General features: G+C 37.0%; 13 protein-coding genes. 1 reads left to right on the top strand and 12 read right to left on the bottom strand.

The annotated features are described in order from the left end of the window. Positions 1-19: 19 nt before the first annotated feature. The 11 genes from P0092_RS10045 to cobU all read right to left on the bottom strand — a co-directional run bounded on the left by P0092_RS10045 (position 20) and on the right by cobU (position 14,289). Positions 20-400 carry a RidA family protein gene (locus P0092_RS10045; RefSeq protein WP_004620367.1) on the bottom strand — a complete coding sequence of 127 codons (381 nt, stop codon included), beginning with the start codon at positions 398-400 and terminating at the stop codon, positions 20-22. A gap of 136 nt (positions 401-536) precedes the next feature. Next, positions 537-1,856, bottom strand: coding sequence for a sigma-54 interaction domain-containing protein (locus P0092_RS10040; RefSeq protein WP_004620366.1), 1,320 nt, complete (start codon positions 1,854-1,856; stop codon positions 537-539). A gap of 217 nt (positions 1,857-2,073) precedes the next feature. Beyond that, entirely contained in the window at positions 2,074-3,330 is a 1,257-nt protein-coding gene (gene dgt, locus P0092_RS10035; RefSeq protein ID WP_004620365.1) for a dGTP triphosphohydrolase, read from the bottom strand. Between the two features lie 247 nt (positions 3,331-3,577). Next, positions 3,578-4,033 (bottom strand): IS200/IS605 family transposase, encoded by a 456-nt coding sequence (tnpA, locus tag P0092_RS10030; protein ID WP_004616633.1) that lies wholly within the window; start codon positions 4,031-4,033, stop codon positions 3,578-3,580. A 235-nt stretch (positions 4,034-4,268) separates the two neighbouring features. Then, a complete protein-coding gene (locus tag P0092_RS10025) occupies positions 4,269-7,118 on the bottom strand; it encodes a glycosyl hydrolase 115 family protein (protein WP_276187187.1) in 2,850 nt (949 codons plus the stop codon). A gap of 181 nt (positions 7,119-7,299) precedes the next feature. Continuing rightward, a complete protein-coding gene (locus P0092_RS10020; protein WP_004620363.1) occupies positions 7,300-8,898 on the bottom strand; it encodes a dockerin type I domain-containing protein in 1,599 nt (532 codons plus the stop codon). A 362-nt stretch (positions 8,899-9,260) separates the two neighbouring features. Then, entirely contained in the window at positions 9,261-11,324 is a 2,064-nt protein-coding gene (locus tag P0092_RS10015) for a methyl-accepting chemotaxis protein (RefSeq protein ID WP_004620360.1), read from the bottom strand. A gap of 249 nt (positions 11,325-11,573) precedes the next feature. After that, the gene (locus P0092_RS10010; RefSeq protein WP_004620358.1) at positions 11,574-11,759 is read right to left on the bottom strand and encodes a DUF4177 domain-containing protein; all 186 of its coding nucleotides are present in this window, start codon (positions 11,757-11,759) and stop codon (positions 11,574-11,576) included. An 83-nt stretch (positions 11,760-11,842) separates the two neighbouring features. After that, the gene (gene cobT, locus P0092_RS10005; protein ID WP_004620357.1) at positions 11,843-12,901 is read right to left on the bottom strand and encodes a nicotinate-nucleotide--dimethylbenzimidazole phosphoribosyltransferase; all 1,059 of its coding nucleotides are present in this window, start codon (positions 12,899-12,901) and stop codon (positions 11,843-11,845) included. A 42-nt stretch (positions 12,902-12,943) separates the two neighbouring features. After that, complete coding sequence (cobS, locus tag P0092_RS10000) at positions 12,944-13,696, bottom strand: adenosylcobinamide-GDP ribazoletransferase (protein ID WP_004620355.1); 753 nt, start codon at positions 13,694-13,696, stop codon at positions 12,944-12,946. Positions 13,697-13,716: 20 nt separating this feature from the next. Beyond that, on the bottom strand, positions 13,717-14,289 hold the full coding sequence (cobU, locus tag P0092_RS09995; protein WP_004620354.1) for a bifunctional adenosylcobinamide kinase/adenosylcobinamide-phosphate guanylyltransferase: 573 nt from the start codon (positions 14,287-14,289) through the stop codon (positions 13,717-13,719). Between the two features lie 175 nt (positions 14,290-14,464). Between cobU and P0092_RS09990 the strand changes: the two genes are divergently transcribed. Then, complete coding sequence (locus P0092_RS09990; protein WP_004620352.1) at positions 14,465-16,093, top strand: S-layer homology domain-containing protein; 1,629 nt, start codon at positions 14,465-14,467, stop codon at positions 16,091-16,093. Positions 16,094-16,159: 66 nt separating this feature from the next. Here the strand turns inward: P0092_RS09990 and P0092_RS09985 are convergent, their stop codons facing one another. Next, on the bottom strand, positions 16,160-17,854 hold the full coding sequence (locus P0092_RS09985) for a S8 family serine peptidase (RefSeq protein WP_276187186.1): 1,695 nt from the start codon (positions 17,852-17,854) through the stop codon (positions 16,160-16,162). Positions 17,855-18,009: the final 155 nt, after the last annotated feature.

Below are 18,009 nucleotides of genomic sequence, written 5' to 3'. Positions count from 1 at the left end.
GTTAATCAGTTTTCTAAACTTATATAACGGCTATACATTCAATTTCTACTAATACATCCTTTGGTAATCTTGCTACTTCCACACAAGACCTTGAAGGAAAATTCGCGGTAAAGTATTTTTTGTATACTTCATTTATTGGGGCAAAATCTCCCATATTCTTGATAAATACTGTTGTCTTTATAACATTATCAAAATTAGTACCTGCTGCAGCCAGCACCTCACTAAGATTCTTCAAAACCTGTTCAGTTTGTGCAGCCGCATCTCCAGGAGCCACTTCACCTGTTTCAGGTACCACTGGTATCATCCCCGAAGTATAAACCATGTCCCCAAGCTTAACAGCTTGTGAATAAGGCCCGATTGCTGCAGGAGCTTTTTGTGTATAAATTATTTCTTTTTGCATTTACTTCTCCTTTGTAATTTATTATAATTTGATATTTATTGTTTACTATGCTTTTTTACTTGAACCTTTTTTTAATTTAAATGCAATATATAAAACTAATATCCATATTGGTCCAATAACAACTGCTATTCTGTAATCAGGCATGATTGCCATAAGAACAATAATCATTGCCATCAGATTTGGAGTGATATGCCTCTATTGCCTTTCTTAAAATCAAGGCTTCTACTTCACTTAACGAAGGAAATTCATTAAAAGATAGGTTTATATTGTGTTTAACTTCTTTTTTTATTGGAATAACGCTATCCGGTAAATCGTTTATATCTATAATCCCATCTTCATCGCTTACAATGCAAACTTCCATAATATTTTCCAGCTCCCTGATATTCCCCGGATATGAGTATTCGGTAAGTATTTTTATTGCTCTTGGTGTTACGGAAACATTCTTTCCAAGGCGTTTACCGATTTTGTTTACCGCATTTTGTATATAAAGGTGTACATCTTCTTTCCTTTGACGAAGGGATGGTATTAAAATTTTTATGACAGCCAATCTATAATATAAGTCTTCACGGAAGGTATTATCCTGAACCATTTGTATCAGATTTTTATTTGTAGCAGCTATTACTCTTACATCTATCTGCTTTTGACGTGTTCCCCCAACCCTCATAATCTCACGGCTTTGCAGCACCCTGAGCAGTTTTGCCTGAAGGTGGAAATTCATATCCCCTATTTCATCAAGAAAGATAGTACCCGTATCAGCCAACTCAAACATACCGGGTCTTCCTCCTTTTTTAGCCCCCGTAAAGGCTCCTTCTTCATATCCGAACAGTTCGCTTTCCAGAAGGCTCTCCGGGATAGCAGCACAATTAACTGTAATAAATGGTTTTGCTGATCTTGTACCGTGTTTGTGAATAAATCTGGCTATTACTTCTTTTCCTGTTCCGCTCTCACCCTGTAATAGTACTGTTGAACTTACCCTTGAGGCTTTTTGCGATGTTTTCAGGGTCTGTACCATAGCAATATTATTCCCTACCACAATATTACTGTCTGCATCAGTAAGAAAATCCAATTCTTCGTAGAGGTGCTTAATTGTCGATTTTGCATCTTTTAACTTTTGGTTTAGTTCTCTGATTTCAGAGATATCTCTGAATATAGATATTGCACCCTCAATCTTTCCTTTGTAAACAAAGGGAACAATATTAGATATTACGTCCTTATCATTTACTCTCGTTTTTATACCTATCAGCTTGCTTCCCGTTGTAAGAACCTGAGGAATATGAGAGTCGGGAACAACCTCGCTTACCTTTTTACCCAGAAATTCACTTGCCTGAATACCTGTAATACGGTAATTGGCTTCGTTAACATAAATAACATTTTCTTCGCTGTCTGCTATAGCAATTCCATCGTGTATAGATTCCAAAATACTCTCGCTTGACTTAATAATATTGTGAATAAACATTTTTACCCCCATAGCGATTTGTAAGTAAAGGATTTCTGGTTATTAATTTTTATGATTAAAAGAAAAGAATCGTATGTCCCATTTTAGTACACCTGACAAAAAACTGCAAGCTGTAAAAATTGTAACCATGAAGATAACACATAAAAACGCACCTCTTCCGTAACAAAGATTTGTTATAAAAGAAGTGCGTTATTTTATAATTATATGAAAATCAAAATTAAATTTTAATATGAGGATTTCTTATCCTTTCATGTTCCTCTAATGCAAACCTGTCAGTCATTCCTGCAATATAGTCGCAAATTACATGTATTTCATTGTTGGTAAAGCCACTATAATTCGGGAGTTCCTCTATATGCATATATTTATTTAATTCTTCAGGGGGTAACAGCCTCGGATTGTTTACAAAAGTCTCAAACAAGTCCTTGACAACAGTTACTGCCTTACTGTCCATAGTTTGAATGGTATGTATGCCATATACCGACTTATATATTAAACTTTTGAGCTTTTCAAACCTGTCCTCATCATCTTTTCTAAGTGTGATAAGGCTCTCTCCTTTTACTGCTAAAGACTTGACATCTTCTAAAGTTTGAATTTTTTTCGCTGCTAAATTTTCAACACTTTGTTCTGTAACACTCATAATGAGTTTGTGAATCAAACTATCAATAAAATAGGTATTGGAATATTTTGTGACACCTATCTCTTTATTCTCAGACACTAATAAATCATTTATTATAGCAACAATTTCATCAATATCTCTTTTAAAATCCACATTTTTAGAAATGGCGTTTTCAATTAAACCCGATTCGATACCATCCTGTAAATCATGACACAAGTAAGCTACAGTATCAACTAATTGTACTACCTGACCTTCCAGAGAAAAACATGGCTTACGGGGATTCAGACTTTTATAAATACCGCTGCTGTCAGTATTATGTTTTAAAATTCCTTCTCTTACTTCACTGGTTAAATTTAATCCGAAATAGTCGTCGCTCCGCCGTTCAATAAAATCAACTACTCTCACGCTTTGCTCATTATGATAAAAACGACCCATTTCTCTGGTTTTAAGTTCTTCGTCTAAAAATCTCTCAACTGCATGTCCGAAGGGGGTATGTCCTAAATCATGTCCTAAAGCTATTGCCTCTGCAAGATCTTCATTCAAAGCCAGTGATTTTGAAATCCCCCGAGCAAATTGAGCGACTTCCAAGGTATGTGTCAATCGCGTTCTGAAATGATCACCTTCATGATTTACAAACACCTGAGTCTTGTACATAAGTCTTCTGAAAGCCTTTGAATGAATAATTCTGTCTCTGTCTCGCTGAAATGAGCCTCTGTTTTCATTCTCTGGCAATTTATCCTCATGTTCTCTGCTGTCTTCTTTAGGTTTTACAACCGCAAATGGAGCTAGAATTGTCGCATATGAATCTTCAATTAATCCTCTGTTCCGTGGAAGTTCCAACCCATTGATTTTTACCATATCACCACTCCATTCGAGTTTATTAATTAATCAGTAATATATTAATTATACCATCAACCACCATAAATTCCTACATTGTACAAATAATGTTAGTAAAAGTCATGACCACCCGTAAAACGGGTGGCTTGTGATAGCCCTATAAGGGCTTGTTACCGGCCAGCGCCTAAAGACGCTGGCTTTCACTTTGTTCAAGCTATTATTGCCCTTGCCGCTTTTGCTACCCCTGAAGGGACAAACGTACTACTGGCTACCCCTTAAAGGGGTCTTCATACTCTTTCACGCTTAGTTTATCTACCATAATATCGTGCTTTTCTTGCTCTTGTATATACTTCTTAATAGTTGCCTCATTGAGTCCTACAGTACTCACATAAAATCCCTCTGCCCAAAAGTGTCTATTTCCAAACTTATATTTTAAGTTTGCATGCATATCAAATATCATTAATGCACTTTTTCCTTTTAGATATCCCATGAAACTTGATACACTTATTTTAGGCGGTATACTTACTAACATGTGTATATGGTCTGGCATTAGATGCCCTTCTATTATTTCAACTCCCTTGTAATTGCACAGTCTCTTTAATATTTCTCTTATACTTTGCTTGTATTGATTATAAATTACTTTTCGTCTATACTTTGGAGTGAACACAATATGATACTTACACATCCATTTGGTATGTGCTAAATTATTTTGTTTTATTGCCATTGAAATCACCTTTCTTTAGTTAAACTAGTAGCTTGAACAACTCTATTTTAACGGTTAGGTGATTTTTTTGTATAACTTTTTGTCGCCACCCGCATAGCAGGTGGTTTATTGTTTCGCATGACTCATTTCTCTTGCGAGAAACTCGCCTAATGCTCAACAGGCTAAAGCCCATAACAAAAAACTGCTGCCCCATGAATATTATTAAATCCATTGGACAGCAGCTCGTATCTTAATATTACTTTTTAAAATAACTCTCTTTCGGACCAAAATATGAGTATGGAAGAGTTCCTTTTGATAAAACAAGTTTTTGTAATACTAATCCTGCGTCCAATCCATAAATACGCAGTAAATGTAAACCTTTTTCCAATGTGTGAGAAGTTGTTGCAGTATGAATATTTTCCAGAACTCCTTTACACCAAGCTTCATTGTCATGATTACCGGCAGCAAAATTGTCAGGGAGCGTATCTACAACATTGGGAGCCGAATCATCAAAGGATATGCCAAATTTTAAACGGCTTTCTTTAGACAGATTATTTGTTGGAGCAAAATAAGCTGTCAATGCAAACTCCCCTTCCTGCTCCAAGTAAATCATATATTCAACATACGGTGCCTCCTCTGCCTTTTCAAAGGAAATGGTTATAGGAAACATTTTAACCGCTGACAGGGTACGTCCGTAATTTTCAATAACTTTCCATTCAACCTCGGATTTTGCAACACGGTTAAACGTATGTTCAGCTTCAATTGATACAACGTTATTGGTTTCAACAAAAGTCATTTGCGGTAAGCTGTCTGTATTAATTACTTTGGCATTTATGTCTACATTCACAGTCTGTCCCGCACCTGTAATTTTAATTAAACCTTTTGTGGTTTCTACAACCTTATCCCAATCTACTGAAACCCGGATTGTCTCTACAAGGACTATACTACCCGCAACTATGTCAACCTTAATCCAATCTTCACTTGTTTCTATGTTAAAATCGAACTTATCGGTTCCACCGTTGCTAATAGTAATACTGTAAGTCTCTTTTAATAAATTTGAAAATGTCGGAAGCACTGCTGTTCCTGAGCTATATCCTTTTTCATCCCCTTCTGTATCCACTATCATACGGGCAAAAGCTGATGGGATTATACAGTTCACTTCAGGATAATGCCATCCGGTTGCATCCCAGTTTACATATCCTATATGTGCAGAGCCCATTATACCCTGCCATTTTCCTTCTGACATAGTATCATTGTAATAGCTCTGCATTTGCTTATCAGTCGTAATTGTTTCCTTCACTAACTCAGCATATATGTTAGCCAAAACACTTTTAAGATTATAGTATTTTTTATTTAGGCCTGCATAGATTTGCATTTTTACAACATTAGCCGATGCAACCGCAGGGTAGAAAACCAACTGATAGTAGGTATCCTTAAAGTTCTCCGGCATTCTGTTGTAATATTTCTTTGCATCATTTTCAAGACTGATTGCTCTTTCCAGTACTCTTTGGGCTTCATAATAATATGTAGTACTGTAGGTATCCGAAGTCAGTGTTTCCGGCTTACGGATTCCGTTCATTCTGGTATAACCCGTCAATACATTTTCTATCCCTTTTAATGTCTCACTGCCTGCAACCTTGCCAAACTGCTGTTCAACCCATTTTTTTGTAAATTCCCCGGTTCTGTTTAATCCGTTTCTTCCCCATGTTTCAAAGTCATAGGCCAGACTCAGGAAATAAGATATGGGGAATTCCATTGGTTTTAAATCTCCAACATTAACTATCCAAATATTATGTATACCATATTCATATGCCATGGACATCTGTTCCCAAACCTTCTCTAAAGGTATTGTATTAACCCATTCATAGGATATTGGTCCTCCATGGTAATCGAAATGGTAATACATGCCCCATCCCGCTTCTCTGTCTCTTTCAGCAATAGTTGGAAGGGTGCGCATATTACCGAAATTATCCTCTGCCAGCATAATTATTACATCATCAAGTACATCCCAAGTTTTTAAACCTTCTACGGTTTCGTTTCCATACCAGAACTCTTCAACTTCTTTATATACGGTAAGTAACTGTGGAGCATTTTCAAGGCCATACTTTTTTAATAATTCTTTTTGCGTGGTAATTATACTTTTCAGCAGGTCAATGTTTTCCTGCAAACCTCCGCCTAAAGAAGAATCACGTTCTCCCCTCATACCAAGTGTAATTACATTCTGGTAATCTTTGTTTCGTTTAACACCGTCTTCCCAGAACTTAGTTATAGCTTCTTTATTTTTTGCAAAATTCCATTCGTTGCTTGTTCCGTAACTTTCATAATGCTTCTGCCACTCCTCACCGGCTCGGAACATTGGCTCATGGTGTGAAGTACTCATTACAATTCCATATGCATCAGCTAATTTTGCGTTGGCGATACTGCTGCTTTTTCCGTTTTCGCTGAATATTGCCGTCCACATGGCTGGCCATAGAAAATTTCCTTTAAGTCTTAAAAGTAATTCAAATACCTTCACATATAAATATTCGTTGAAATCACCAAACTTATTTGTTGTCCATGTACCTAAAGAAGGCCACTCATCGTTCAAAAAAATACCTCTATATCTTACAGACGGTTCCTTTGAAGTAAAATTCAGTTTATCTTCTGAAATATCAAGGGAGGACTTCTTCTCAGGCAGTACATCTCCCCAATACACCCAAGGACTTACACCAATCAATTCCGATATGTGATAAATGCCGTAAATCGTTCCCCTCTTGTCACTTCCTACGATTACCATAGCTCTGTCCACTCCCTGAACAGGCCTGTCTATAACGCAAATCCTATAACATTCTCTCTTGCCTTTTATATATGATACATCTATCTTGCCTTCTGATATCAGAGCATCAATTAAATCGTTATTTCCAATAGAACCGGCAACAATTATTGTATTATCCAGTAGAGAAATATCTGTTGTAACCTCCGGTACTATATCAGCAACCAAATTAATATCATTTGCAAAAGACGCTGCTACAAGGCTCAGTCCGTCGTAGTCCCGGCCTTTAGCATCAATATATATCCTGTCCGCATTTTTATCTTTGACAATAGTGAATTCATTTGTTTTTATCATTTTTAAAAATTTATCTCCCATTCCTAAGGTAACGATACATAATGATGATTATAAATGAATTCCGATATTAATCCAAGTATTTGCAATTACTTTTATATGCGCAAAACTCCTAAAGTGTAAAAAAAGAACAAGGATTTATCCTTGTCCCTTTTTTCTTATATATATTTTTAATAAACTAGCCTTAAACAGGCAATTTAGGTATTAAGCCCAGCAAATACTTCTTGATTAACGCAAAATCAATTGCATCAACGCTGCTATCACCGTTTACATCAGCAAGCTTCATTCCATCCGGCGACGGAAATGTGCTTATCTGATTTATCAGATACTGTTTGAAAAGTACAATATCGATTGCATCAACAACCTTGTCACCGTTAACATCACCATAGATGGCTGGATTCATATTGTCTCCCCCTGCAAATGTAGTTATTGAATTTGCAGCCAGAGTTGCAGTAAAGCTGCCTCCGTTAACAGTTATTTTTGAACCTTCAGCCAAATCCTGTGTTGAAGATGTTGTATACGGAGTAACCGAGTCAGGAGTAAAGCCCTTTAATGTATATGTAATTGATTGATTTGAAGAACCGTCATTCATGGCAACAATAGCAAATTTACCGGTAGCAGTGTCTTTGTATGCGGTAACATATACATTTGATACAGGATTTGAAGTAGCGGAGAATCTTTGCCAGCCCGGTCTTATGAATCTTGAATATTGACCGATTGTATAAAGCCTTTTGGCAATTTTATAAGTTCTCGAGTTCATATCCAACTGTATGAGGCCTTCTCCGTTATATGTTTTATAGCAGGCACCCCACCAGTAATTCCATGCATTTCCCTGAGTAATTGTCATAAAATCAAAAATTTGTTTTGACCACTTCAGGCCATCATTAATTGTAATATCATTTCCATTCATATCTGATATTTCTGTCTGCCATATTCCTTTTCCTTTTGCCTTTGTAGTGGGAAAAGTTGTGTATGAGGAGCCGTAATTGTGACAGCCTACAATATCTGTTCTGGTTACTGCAGTTGAATCATTTAAACTGTCTATAGCAAAGGATTCCGTACAAGACATTGGCTCACCCATAATAACTTTTGCAGTAATACCTTCTTTATCAAAAGTTGGTACCAGATAATCCTTCATAAAGGTTTTGAATTGAGCTGATGTCCATGTACATGAAGAATAGTCTGTTTCAAGGTTAGGCTCATTCGAAATCCCTATATGAGTAATATCAATTCCGAATTTTGATTTGTAGTTTTTTATATGCTCTGCTAAATATGTTGCATATGCTTGATATTTATCGGTCTTTAGATAGCCTCTTGAAGTTGACCCGTTTGATTTCATCCATGCAGGCGGACTCCATACAGTGTAAAGAATTTTATTGATTCCGTAGCCGGACTGTATCTCTCTAATCATGGATATCTGGTCATCATTTGATTCTTTCCAGTCCCAAGTCGTCTCAGAAGGTTGCATTGTCTTATTTGGTCCGTCTGTTGCATTTCCCCATGTACCTCCGTCACCCAAGATAGAACGGAAAATAGAGAATCCTGCACCTTTTGAAGTTGAAAATAACAAGTCGTAAATTTCTTTTTTCTTTGAATCACCTAAAAGAGCAATATTATTTGACTGATGAAAAGCTTCTGAAACACCAAAACCATCAATTCCTTGATAATTTGTATTCCAATCCACCGTAACTGTTGATGCTGCATAAAGATTTAATGGTAATACCATTGTAAATACAAGCATCAAAACCATAGTTAACCCTAATAAACGAATGATTTTTTTCATATAAAATCCTCCTATTCTTTCTCTTTTACTTTTATAAATTGCCCTAAATATTTAAGTAGAACTCACCCCCCTGATAAAAATTTTAAACCTGCTCATTTGTACGACAGTATTGGATAATTTTGAATAGAATTCGGAAATTTCATTGGAAAAATAAGAAGAGAGAACCTCTTTTTACTGTAAAAAAGGAATGTAACTCATATGTGGTGCTAATGTGTAACTAATCTAATTATCCAATTGTCAATGTTCGTATTAACCAATTTAGTCCATTATATCACACAATACCCATTATAATCAAAACTTTGATAATAATGGGTATTGTAATATTTAAGCTAAATTTTTAATAAAACTTGAACACCATAAAATTAGACCTTAAATCTTGAAATTAATACTTTTAATTCTTCTGCAATTGTGGCTAAGTTATTACCTGAGTTAGCAATTTCTTGAATTGTAGCCGCTTGTTCTTCCATTGATGCAGCCGCCTGCTCTGTTCCAGCGGCATTTTCTTGTGAGACTGCCGCAAGATTTTGTGTCAAATCAACTATTCTATTTTTATTCTCAGACATTAGGTCTGAACATTTATTAAGTTTATTAATTATAGCTTTTACTGCATCTATTGCCTCTGCTATACCATCAAATTTCCCTTCAGTTGCTACAACGCTTTTGGTTTGCTCCTCGCCAATCTGCTTCGCTTCTTTCATTAAGTCAACAGCATTTTGAGATTTTTTCTTCAACTCATTTATTACAGCTTTAATGTCATTAGTAAAACTATTTGACTGCTCCGCAAGCTTTCTTATTTCCTCAGCAACAACCGCAAAGCCTTTGCCAGCTTCTCCTGCCCTTGCAGCCTCTATTGCAGCATTTAAAGCTAAAAGATTGGTTTGATCTGCAATACTTTGAATCATAATACTTGCGCTTTCGATTTTTTCTGTATTTTCATTATTATTTTTTATTATCTGATAAACATTCTCTGTTGCGTCGTTATTTTTTTGAGTCTTATGTATGAGCTCGTTCAAAATAATGAAACCTTCTTCTTTTTCCTTTTCAATTTGAAAGGTCGCAGTATTAAGTTCTTTTATATAGTTTGTATCTTGTTCCAATAAATTACCAAGCTCTTCTATATTGACAGCTGTCTTTTCAGTGTCTTTAGCCTGATCACCGGCCCCTCTTGCGATTTCTTCAATAGTTTTAGCTACCTCATCTGACGAAATTGCCGCTTGTTGAGAAATAGCAGTTAATTCTTCTGATGATGCAGCAACCTGTTCAGTCGCATCGGCGGTTTTTAGGATAAACTCTGCTACATTGTCTCTCATAATTCTAAGAGCTCTTACCATATCTCCTGTTTCATCTTTTGAGTTTAGGTATTTCGCTTTCATTGAATTTTCATCTGCTAAAAAATTTAATTGAGAAAATTCTTGTATTTTCTTTGTAACTGTCAAAATAGGTTTTGTTATACTACCTGAAAGAAAAGTAATCAAAGTTGTTGCCAGTATTAGTATAATTATTGCAGAAAGCATTACTACATCTATTATCCCTTTTGAACTGGATTCCAGCTCGTTTTTTGTAATGAATGATGCTAATATCCAATCAGTTCCTTCTACTTTATGTGGACTGACAACATATTTTTCACCACTAATAAGAATTTCAAACGGTACCAACTTATCAGCCAACAGCTTTTCTATACCGTTAATATTTATTTCTTTTAAGTTTTTGAAATTGTTTTCAGGATTTTTTCCATCAGCCATAATTACTCCTGTTTTATGAGCAATTATGGAGTACCCTGTTTTACCAATTTTCATTTGACTTAACATATTGCTAATCGCGGATGGTTGTACATCGATTCCGATTGCACCAATAAATTTTCCATTTTTATCAGTAAAGGAACGAGCGTTGCTTGTAAGCATTTGAGATTTATAAGTATATGGAGCTGTCCTGATAATACTTCCGTTTTTACTCGCAGCTTCATTAAACCAAGGTCTTTTTGTAGGATCAAAACCCGCTTCGGTACTTTCTTCCGGCCATTGTATATATCCTCCATTTTCTGTTCCAAGGTATACATAACTTGTCCCTTTATGACTATTTGCATACTGCTCAAATACTTCATAGATTGATTTTTCAATGCCTTTATTCTTTGAAGGATTCATTTGAGTACTGTCAGTTGTATTTTTGTAAGTTGTAATGCTGTCATCAGCCATCATAACCGTAGGATTTGTTGCTAACATCTCAATGTTCTTGTCTATTTGCTCGTAGAAAATGTTTATAGCACTGGAAACAGTCGTCATTTGTTCTGTAGAATTACTATAATAATCATCATAAGCCTTTTGATTAACTTGGTATATGACAATACCACTAATACTTGCCAGAGTTATTAAAACAACTAATAGTGATGATATTAATAGCTTTCCTTTTATCCCTACATTTTTTTTCATATAGTTTTCTCCTTGGATTAATAATTATAATTTTTTAAAAATTGAAATCAAATTGCTTGACTTGCTCTTCTTAAAGCTTATCCCTCCTTTAACGTTAGCTGATGCTTTTATTCAATAACATTTTATTCTTTATTAATATGTCGAATTTTACCGTTTTTCTTACATATTAATCGACAAAATTCTAGAAAATATTTAGTTACAAATTTTGCTACCTGCATAAAAAAAAGACCAGTCATAGCGACTTGTCTTTTAATTTCCTGCTTCTCTTTCAAAGATTATTTCATAATCCGTGGGTTTTCCATGTGAATTATAATACATAGGCAGAACCTGCACCAATCTCCATCCTTGTTTTGCATATTCATCAATTAATTCGTGGTGATTGGCTTCAGTAAAAAAGCCCCCTAAAGTAGCCTGCACAAACTTATATTCAAACATAAACGGCCCCCTATAAATGTTTTTGCTCATTTATATATATTACACCGGGTTACCATTTTTTTCAATTATTTAATTCCAAATTCCTAAGCCAATGGCTTGTATTGCTCAATTTGAGCATCCCCGAAAGTCCCCATCTCACGGTAAGCCGCAACAGCAGCATCTATAACATGGAAAGCCAATGCCGCACCGGACCCCTCTCCCAAACGCATTTCCAGCATAAGCATTGGAGTCATGCCAAGTACTTCCATTATTCTCTTGTTGCCCGGTTCCGCAGAACCATGTGAAGGAAGAATATAGTCTTTGCACTGGGGCTTTATTTTTATAGCTGCTAAAGCAGCAGCAGCCGAGATAAATCCGTCAATCATAATAGGAAGCCTGTAGGCAGCAGCTCCAAGGAAACATCCGGTAAGTGCAGCAATATCAAAGCCTCCCACCTTTGCCAGTACATCTATAGGGTCGGTCGCATCAGGCTTGTTTATATCAATAGCTTTCTTTATAACTTCTGCTTTATTGATAAGACCTTCTTGAGTCAGGCCTGCACCTCTGCCTACCATTTCACCTATTTCGAATCCGGTAAGTACAGATGCTACGGCACTGCTTGTAGTTGTGTTTCCTACCCCCATTTCACCGGTGCCCAGAAGATTTACTCCTTGCTCCTTCAGTATTCCTACTATTTCAATTCCCGTCTCAATTGCTTTTATGGCCTCGTCCCTTGTCATTGCAGGGCCTTTGGCAATATTCCATGTACCTTTTCTTATTTTCCTGCCAAATATCCCCTCACAGTCAATATCATCGTCAACACCAACATCTACAACAACGGTATCGGCTCCCGAATGTCTTGAAAGAACATTCACTCCTGTAAAACCTTTGAGAAAATTTTGTGTAACACTGGAAGTAACGCTTTTAGGACATGAACTGACCCCTTCTTCCACTACCCCGTTATCCGCACACATAATTATAATTTTTTTATTTTTCACACAAGGAAGCAACTCTCCGGTTATTCCGGCAAGCTGTTTCACGATTTCCTCCAAACGGCCCAAGCTGCCCAATGGTTTAGTCAGGCTGTCCAATCTTATTTGTGCCTTCTGCATCATTTCAGCATCAAGCTCTCCAATGGCATTCAATGCTTCTATTAAAGTCATTATACAACCCCCTCAAAAAAATATTGTCAAAATAAAATATTATTAACGAAATACCAGTAAATACGTTACTATTAAAAATATGGTCTGATTTAATTCACAGACAGCCCCCAGAACATCTCCGGTTGCACCTCCGATTTTTCTGCCGAGAAATTTAACCAGCAGTGCTGCTGATATATACATGAAAATGCAGAGAAAAGCACCCGTAACCCCTCTAACCGCCGTAAATGCTATAATACTGATTATGGCTGATACCAACAGCTCTTTTAAACCACAGTAATCAATAAAGGATTTTCCCAAGCCCGGTCCGCTTCTTGCATATTTTGAAACGGCTGCTCCCGCAACAGAGCCTATTCTGCCTGCCACAGGCATCAGTATCAGAGTAAAATACATATGAGCTGAAATTATAGAATGCACTAGTACCGCATTCAGACCTAAGTTACAAACCGTAACCAATACCGCATATGTTCCTACTCGACTGTCTCTCATAATTTCCAATATTCTCTCTTTTGGCCTGTTGGAGAAAATACCGTCGAAGGTATCACCTAAGCCATCCAGATGAATTCCCCCGGTTAATAGTATGTAAGTAATAACCACAAGCACAGCAGATATAGCGGGGGCAAAAAACATATTCAGTATATAGCCCGCACCTGCAACCACTCCTCCTATTATCAAACCAATCAAAGGAGCCAAGGCCAGTCCCTTACCAAAGTCTTCATCGTTTACATCCAAATTCACAGGTATGGGAATAGTAGTCATAAACTGAAGCATAAGTAAAAAACGTTTTAAAATTATCATCTTTTATTCTTCTTTCAAGATTATTTTATTTTTACAGGAATGCCTGAAACGCATAAATAAACGTCTTTGGCAACAGAGGCAAGTTTCTGATTTACTCTGCCTTGAATATCACGGAAAAGTCTTGAGCTCTTATTGTCCGGCACTATACCCATTCCGATTTCATTTGTAACCAGAATAAATGGAATTCCTGAATTCTTTGCAACCGCGATAAGTTTATTCATTTGAATATTAACAGCCTCTTCCACTGCAATCATATCCTCATTAACCATTTTATCAAAATCAGTACACACTTCAAACATTATATTGGTAATCATTACTGTTATACAGTCCAGAAGAACAGCCGTTTTATTTCGGCACTTATCCTCAAGTAATATATCCATGTCTTTATATGCCTCAGCTGTTTCCCAATTAGATGGACGTTGCTCTTGGTGCTTTTTTATCCTTAACTTCATTTCATCATCAAAAGCTATTGCTGTTGCCACGTAAAGAACATCTTTACCGTATTCCTTAGCCAGTTTTTCTGCATGTGTGCTTTTACCGCTCCTTGCCCCGCCTGTTACTAATATAATACTGCTTAAAGCTTCATTCTCCATATTTATCCTCCCAACAGACTTCCAATATTTCCAAATGCATACCTAAAATTATAAACCATTTACTGCCGGTACTGTCAAGTAACTTATTTATGTAGTTTCTCATAAGTTAAGTACGTTTAATTTATTTAGTTGTAACGCATATTATATGTAAACGAATATTTGAAAGGAAAACAACATGGGACTAAAAAAATGTATTGTATCAATGTTTATATTTTTAATCCTTTTTCAGACAAGCACTTCCGCTTATGAAAGCATAAGTTACCTATATGCAGGAAATACAACAACCTATATAAATAATGTTAATCGTTCAGGCTCAAATCTAACTACAGTTTCTCCTGATTATTTTGAAATAAACAGTAACGGAACTTTAAAAAATACCGTAAAAGTGGACCCTCTTTTCGTACAGAGCATGCATGCAAAGGGTATAAAAGTGGTGCCTTATCTGAGCAATAACTGGGAAAGAGCCCTAGGAAGAGCGGCGTTGGCTAATCAAACCTCATTTGCAGCAGGTTTGAGCGCCGAAATTGAACGTCTTGGATGTGACGGTGTAAATATAGACATTCAAAACCTTACAGAAACAGATAGGAATGCATATACTGCCTTTTTAAAACTTTTACGCTCTTATATGCCAAAAACAAAAATACTCTCCGTATGCGTGGCGGCTAATCCCTGGGGTTCAACTATTGGGTGGCAGGGTTCCTATGATTATGCTGCATTAGGCACCACATGCGACCAAATATTCATAATGGCCTATGACGAGCATTACACAGGAAGTGCGCCGGGAGCGGTAGCCGGTTTTTCTTTTGTTGAAAAAAGCGTAAAGGAAGCACTGAAATATATTCCTTCTACGAAAATAGTTTTAGGTATACCCTTTTACGGCAGGTACTGGAAACAGGGTTCAACAAGTGGCGGCTACGGGGTAACTGTTTCTGATGTGGAACGTCTGGTATCTACTTGTAAATCTAAAACCTGGTATGACAGTACCACACAATGTGCCCGTGCAACTGTGACAGTAACTTCCACAGATAATGCGGTTATCTGGGGAAGCAGCAAACTTTCAGCAGGTACTTATGATATATGGTACGAGAATGAAACCTCTCTTGAAAAGAAGCTGTCTCTTGTTTCCAAATATAACCTTTTAGGAGCAGGCAGCTGGGCGTTGGGGCAGGAACCTCAGCGTTTCTGGAATAATTACAGCCAGTGGCTCATTGGTAAACCATTTATAGATATTTCAAATCACTGGGCACAAAGCTACATTATTGATTTATTTCAAAAAGGCATTGTAAGTGGTATGCCCGGAAAGCGTTTTGTACCCGACGGCAATCTTACCAGAGCCGAAGCAGCGGCATTGCTTGTAAAAGCCCTTGGCCTTCAGAATGAAACGGCAACAGCTTCTTTTGCCGACACAAAAACCCACTGGGCAGCAAAACAAATTGCAATTGTCAAGGAAAAAGGTATGTTCAGCGGATACTCAGGAAACCTGTTTTACCCTGAAAGAAAAATTACCAGAGAGGAATTTGCTGTAGTATGCGACAAAATACTATTTAATCCCGACACTGTAGATTTCTCGCAAAGAATTTTCAGTGACGTTAGTCCGGAAAGCAACTCATGGTCAAATAAATCAATCATTGTTCTTTCAATGAATAATATACTTTCCGGTTATCCGGATGGCACATTCAGACCTAAAAAAACAATAACCAGAGCAGAGGCAACCAGAGTAATAGCTGCTTTGCTGGAATATCCCGGTGGATTTACAATATCACCGACCAATATTCAGAATCCCACACCCGTACCACCGAGATAAGTTGGAACAAAAAACAGCGGAGAGTTCTAAATTAAAGAACTCTCCGCTGTTTTTTGTTAAAAATATTTATTGGTTAGTAGTCTGCGTAATAGTTGCTGCGCCTGAGCTTACATCAAAGAAATATGAACCGCTTCCTCTGTATGATTGAACCTTTATTTTGTATGTTCCCGCAGTAGTTGGTGTAAAGCTTATAGTTTCCTGTCTGTCTGCTGTTTCTGATGAAGCGACTTGAGTTCCGGCAGGATTATACAGATATAAGTCAAAATCCTGAGAGGATGTCCAGTTTGGATGAATCAATGTTATGGCTATAGGATATGTAGTATTAGGTACAGATATTGTATATTCATCGTAACTACCGGTCTTTGCTAATGAATCAGCTTTATAAATATGGTTTGGATTGGCAGGTCCGGTTCCGGTAAAATTACCGGCTTGCTTAACTGCCTCATAACTATCCAGTTTTCCAAAACCATAATCCAAATCCTGTCCGGCAGGACCCCAGTCCTGAGCAGTGCTTATAATTAGATTAACAACCTGTGAAGCCGTAAGACTTGGGTTTGCATCCAGAATCAATGCTGCGGTTCCTGATGTAAAAGGTGTTGCCATGCTTGTACCACTGTATGCTATGTATTTATGGGTTGAATTAGCCTGTACAGATGTTATCTGATAACCTGGAGCAGCTATATCAGGTTTAACTCTGCCGTCAGCTGTCAAACCTCTGCTGGAGAAATCTGCAAGAAAATACCCTTTTTCTCCTAAATCTCCCAAAGCACCAACAGTCAAAGCTTTTGCTGCTGCTCCAGGAGAACCAATAGTTGCCTTTCCCGGTCCTGCATTACCTGCTGCGACTATAGGTACAATTCCAGCATTAAAAGCGTTATTAATTGCTACAGATGTAGAATCAGTTCCATCTGAACTTGCATCAGTACCAAGGCTCAGACTTATAATTCTGATATTGTATTTTGCTTTGTTTGTTACAGCCCAATCTATTGCAGCAGTAACGTTACTCATAGTACCACGTCCTGTGGAATCCAGAACTTTCAGACCAATGAGGGCAGCACCCGGTGCAACTCCCTTATAGCTCGGGTTTCCCTCTCCAGTGCCTGCAACAATACCTGCCACATGGGAGCCATGGCCGTTGTCATCATAAGGAGTTGTTCTATTGTTAACCCAGTCCTTCCATGCTATTACCTTACCACCATCAAGGTCCACATGACTTGAGTCAATACCTGAGTCAATAACCGCAACTACAACGTCACTGGTACTATAGGTTGTAGGCGCATTATTGCCGTCACCGTTTACATTAAAATCAGTTCTGGCCTTAGTTACCCCAAATGAACTTGATGCAGTGTCCAAAGTAGCATGAACAGGTGCATCATACTCAACCTGCTGAATTAAATCTGATTTTTCAAGCTGGCTTATTTGCTTTTTTGTTAAATTTAAAGCAACGCCGGGAATAATATCAAATTTATGCTTTAGCTTGGGATTACCCAAGAGCTTTTCAATTGATGAAAATTCAGTATCAGAGAGCTTTTTGTTAAATATCACCGTAACCGGTATTTCATCATTATCAGAGGATTCGCCAATTTTCTCTTTCAAATTTACAAATAATTTGCTATCGGGGCTTTTGGTAAGTTGAAACATCGGACTTTCAGATTTTGCTGCTTCGTTTAATGGCTTAGCAAAAGCAAGTGTTTGTGTACCTACGATTGTAACCGCCAATGTTAAAATAAAAAATAGTTTTACTAATTTACTTTTTTTCATATATGTCTCTCCCCTCTATTTTTGCTATAGTTATTTAGTATACCGTGCCATATATTTACATAATTTGACTTGTATTTTATTTGATGACATAATTATTAAAACTACGCAATTGTATCCCAACTAATAGCACGGCTCCTCTCTTGGAACTCTTACGC

Source organism: Ruminiclostridium papyrosolvens DSM 2782 (assembly GCF_029318685.1).
GTDB lineage: Bacteria > Bacillota > Clostridia > Acetivibrionales > DSM-1351 > Ruminiclostridium > Ruminiclostridium papyrosolvens.
The sequence above is the reverse complement of the archived record's forward strand: the minus strand, read 5'-3'. Positions and strand labels throughout refer to the sequence as shown.

Coding starts and splice junctions, on each gene's coding strand:
- cobS (WP_004620355.1), bottom strand. CDS start 13,696: ATGATAATTTTAAAACGTTTTTTACTTATGCTTCAGTTTATGACTACT.
- P0092_RS09990 (WP_004620352.1), top strand. CDS start 14,465: ATGGGACTAAAAAAATGTATTGTATCAATGTTTATATTTTTAATCCTT.
- P0092_RS10025 (WP_276187187.1), bottom strand. CDS start 7,118: ATGATAAAAACAAATGAATTCACTATTGTCAAAGATAAAAATGCGGAC.
- P0092_RS09985 (WP_276187186.1), bottom strand. CDS start 17,854: ATGAAAAAAAGTAAATTAGTAAAACTATTTTTTATTTTAACATTGGCG.
- P0092_RS10045 (WP_004620367.1), bottom strand. CDS start 400: ATGCAAAAAGAAATAATTTATACACAAAAAGCTCCTGCAGCAATCGGG.
- cobU (WP_004620354.1), bottom strand. CDS start 14,289: ATGGAGAATGAAGCTTTAAGCAGTATTATATTAGTAACAGGCGGGGCA.
- P0092_RS10015 (WP_004620360.1), bottom strand. CDS start 11,324: ATGAAAAAAAATGTAGGGATAAAAGGAAAGCTATTAATATCATCACTA.
- tnpA (WP_004616633.1), bottom strand. CDS start 4,033: ATGGCAATAAAACAAAATAATTTAGCACATACCAAATGGATGTGTAAG.
- P0092_RS10040 (WP_004620366.1), bottom strand. CDS start 1,856: ATGTTTATTCACAATATTATTAAGTCAAGCGAGAGTATTTTGGAATCT.
- cobT (WP_004620357.1), bottom strand. CDS start 12,901: ATGACTTTAATAGAAGCATTGAATGCCATTGGAGAGCTTGATGCTGAA.
- dgt (WP_004620365.1), bottom strand. CDS start 3,330: ATGGTAAAAATCAATGGGTTGGAACTTCCACGGAACAGAGGATTAATT.
- P0092_RS10010 (WP_004620358.1), bottom strand. CDS start 11,759: ATGTTTGAATATAAGTTTGTGCAGGCTACTTTAGGGGGCTTTTTTACT.
- P0092_RS10020 (WP_004620363.1), bottom strand. CDS start 8,898: ATGAAAAAAATCATTCGTTTATTAGGGTTAACTATGGTTTTGATGCTT.